General features: G+C 49.4%; 1 protein-coding gene. It reads right to left on the reverse strand.

Features of this window, described 5'->3' with window-relative positions; translation table 11 throughout:
- Positions 1 to 547: condensation domain-containing protein (locus E0698_RS26295; protein ID WP_192513435.1), on the reverse strand; the 547-nt coding region annotated here is incomplete at both ends.

Raw genomic sequence — 547 nt, forward strand, 5'->3', positions numbered from 1 at the left:
CTTGATGCACTTTCAGTACATCCACTGTTTCTTCCACTGTAATCCATTCCAGCTCACTCAATGTGGTATCTGGGCTAGCCGCAATCACTTCAGCCAACCGTACAAAGTGGCGTGTGATCTGCTCAATTGTTTCCCGCTGGTATAGCGTGGTCGCATACTGCAATCCGAACTGTATTCCGGATTCTTCCTCTCTCGCTTCCAGCGTCAGGTCAAACTTCACTGGAGTTTGCTCCATATCGTATAGTCGGAAGCTCAGTTCTTTGAGCTTCAACTCGCTTTGCTCGGTGTTTTGCAGTACAAACATCGTATCGAAGATCGGATTCCGGTTCATATCCCGCTTCACATTCAGCTTGTCCACCAGGTTTTCAAATGGATAGTCCTGGTGCTCGTAGGCTTGTAAAGCCCGGATTTTCACATCTTCTAGATAGCTGCGGAACGTCTGCTCTGCAGTCGGATAATTGCGTAGTGCCAGGGTTCCGACAAACATCCCAATGATGGGCTCCAGATCGGCATGTGGGCGTCCCGCAATTGGGGTGCCAACAATGAT

Source organism: Paenibacillus sp. 23TSA30-6 (genome assembly GCF_014858585.1).
GTDB lineage: Bacteria > Bacillota > Bacilli > Paenibacillales > Paenibacillaceae > Paenibacillus.